The 2,784-nt window shown below is 62.4% G+C and carries 1 protein-coding gene and 1 pseudogene; both read right to left on the bottom strand.

The window, feature by feature from the left end; all coding sequences use genetic code 11:
• A pseudogene (locus tag EOA85_RS39530) lies at positions 1-172 on the bottom strand (amino acid permease); the annotation flags it as partial.
• A gap of 365 nt (positions 173-537) precedes the next feature.
• Positions 538-2,784: aminomethyltransferase family protein (locus EOA85_RS31770; protein ID WP_245486199.1), on the bottom strand; the 2,247-nt coding region annotated here is incomplete at its 5' end.

Below are 2,784 nucleotides of genomic sequence, written 5' to 3'. Positions count from 1 at the left end.
ACACCGTCCAGATCAGGAAGGCCAGCTTGCCGGTCGTGCCGGCAATGCCGCCGATCGAAAACAGGACAAGGGCGGGAACGCCGCTCGCCACCCAGAAGGCGCCGCGCCAATCAATATTGCGGTGCAGCTGCCCTTCGGCAGGCGGCACCAGGGCAGAGACTATTGTGCTCATATACGTGGATTCCCCATTTTTGATCTTCCCATCGGCGACAGCCGACACCTCGCGATGCGTCACCGACGCACGCGTTGAAATGAGCTCAGGCGGTTTCCGCTCAGTAGTATTTTTTTCTTAGCAGTGAAGATCGATCCGTCACGCTTTCACGTCAAGCGTTTTGTGAAGCTGTGCACATCGCAGATGCCGAACACGCTCTTACCTTCTCCCCTTGTTGTGGGAGAAGGTGGCCTCGCGAAGCGAGGTCGGATGAGGGGTGATCCAGCTTGGCACCGACAGCACTCCGTCCAGCACCCCTCTTCCGTCTCGGCGCTGCGCGCCGATCCACCTTCACCCACAGGGGGAGAAGGCAAGGGATGCCGCCGTCAGGAGCGCGGTCTGCTCTTTTGCGGATCATAGTGGGCGAAGGGCACGACGCGCGCCGGCAGCCGCTTGCTGTGGCCGTCGAGCTTGCCGATCTCGACCTCGGTGCCGATCGCGGCATGGGTGACGTCGAGCCTGGCCAGCGCGATGGTCTTGTTCAGCACCGGCGAACGCATGCTCGAAGTGATTTCGCCGATCTGGGCGCGGCCGACATGGACGCAATCGCCATGTCCAACCGCGACATTGGCGTCGATATCGAGGCCGACGAGCGTTCTCTGCGGGTTTTCCTTGCGCTGGATCAGCGCCTCGCGCCCGATAAAATCGTCGGTCTTGGTCTTCAGCGGCACCGTGAAGCCGATGCCGGCCTCGAACGGATCGGTCTGGTCGGAAAATTCGTAGCCGGCAAAGATCAGACCGGCCTCGATGCGCACCATGTCTAGCGCCTGCAATCCCATCGGCTTCAAGCCATGCGGCTGGCCGGCCTCCCAGATGACGTCGAACACCTTTTCGGCGTCGCGCGGATGGCACCAGATCTCGTAGCCGAGTTCGCCGGTGTAGCCGGTGCGCGAAACGACTATCGGAATGCCGTTGCCGCCGCCGATCCGGGCGACGGCGAAACGGAACCATTCGAGCTCCTCGATCGACGGCTGCAGCGGCGAAGTCCAGATGATCTCCTTCAGGATGTCGCGGCTCTTCGGTCCTTGCACGGCGACATTGTGCATCTGGTCCGTCGACGAACGCACCAGCACGTTGAGGCCGAGTTTCGTCGCGGTGTCGCGTAGCCATTCGCCGGAAAGATCGTCTCCGCCGACCCAGCGGAAATTATCCTTGCCAAGCCTGAGCAGCGTGCCGTCGTCGATCATGCCGCCATGCTCGTAGCACATGGCGGAATAGACCACCTGGCCGATGCCGAGTTTTTTTACGTCGCGGGTCAGCGTGTATTGCAGCAGCGCTTCCGAATCCGGGCCGGTGACCTCGAATTTGCGCAGCGGCGAAAGGTCCATGATCACCGCGTCCTGCCGGCAGGCCCAGTATTCGGCGATCGGCCCCTCCTTGGCGAAGGCGTTGGCCAGCCAATACCCCCTGTACTCGACGAAGTTGCGGGTGTGCCTGGCAAAGCTCGAATGAAATGATGTCTCGCGGGTCATTTTCGGTTCCGAATCGGGCGTCATGCGTCTGGCGATCGCTCGCGAGAATTTGTGCTGGCCGGAATAGGTCCTCACATGGATGTCGGTCAGGTTCCAGCCATTGGCCGGCGTCGTGTCGTCGGGGCAGGCGGACGAGACGCAGACGATGTCGGTCAAAGCGCGCAGCAGCACATAGTCGCCCGGCCGCGACCACGGCTCGTCGGAAACCATGACGCCATGCGCGTCGATCGCCGTGTTGAAGAAGAAGTTGATCGCCATCCAGCCGGCGCGAGGATTTACACCCTTGTCCGACAGCGCACGGTTGAAATTCTCCGAGCAGTTGGGGTGACCGGGATAGCCGATGTCGTCGTAATATTTGGCAGCGCAAGCTAGCGCGAACGCATCGTGCCGACCGCAAGTGTCCTGCACGACCTCGACCAGCGGCTCCATGTCCTGGTCGTAATATTTCGAGTGCAGGCCGGGCATCGGGTAGCTCGAACCCATCAGCGTGCGGGTCGTCGTCACGTCGAGCGGATGGTCGCGTCCCTTGTCGAGCTTGCGCGCCGAAAAGCACTGGAAGTCCGTGCATTGGCGCCCGTCGACATCGATGATCTGCAAATAGTCGCCAGCTTTGACGAAGTAGGATTCGGCGGTCGCCGAATGGACGCGAAAATCGAGCACTGGATCGGCCAGCGGGTCGCCAAGCTGCGACTTCGCCGCTGGGCGAATGCTGGCGCGCCGCACAATGATGCTGAGCGGCGTCGCCGTGTCATGGCCGTCGACCAGCATAGGACCACCCGGGGCGGCGATGAGCATCGAGCCATTGCGGGCTACGGTAAAACTCTGTTCGGTGCCGGCAGGGGTGGCGCCACCGAAAACGCGAACCGTCTTTGCCTGGTCCAGCTGCACCTGGCGTCGCTCCAGCCCCCGGCGCAAGGAAGCGAAGCTGTCGTCGCCATCGGCCAGCAGCGCCTTGATGCCGGCGGCATTGCTGTTCGATTTCTCGCCGAAAATGCCGGCATCGGTCGCGCCGGTCTTGTCCCATGCGAGCAGCTCGCAGGCCTGCCCGCCTTCGACATTGCGCACGCTGACCGTGTCGCCGGCCTCGACGTCGATAAGCAC

Source organism: Mesorhizobium sp. M5C.F.Ca.IN.020.29.1.1 (assembly GCF_003997375.1).
Classification (GTDB): Bacteria; Pseudomonadota; Alphaproteobacteria; order Rhizobiales; family Rhizobiaceae; genus Mesorhizobium; species Mesorhizobium wenxiniae.
This window is presented reverse-complemented; position numbering and strand designations above follow the sequence as displayed.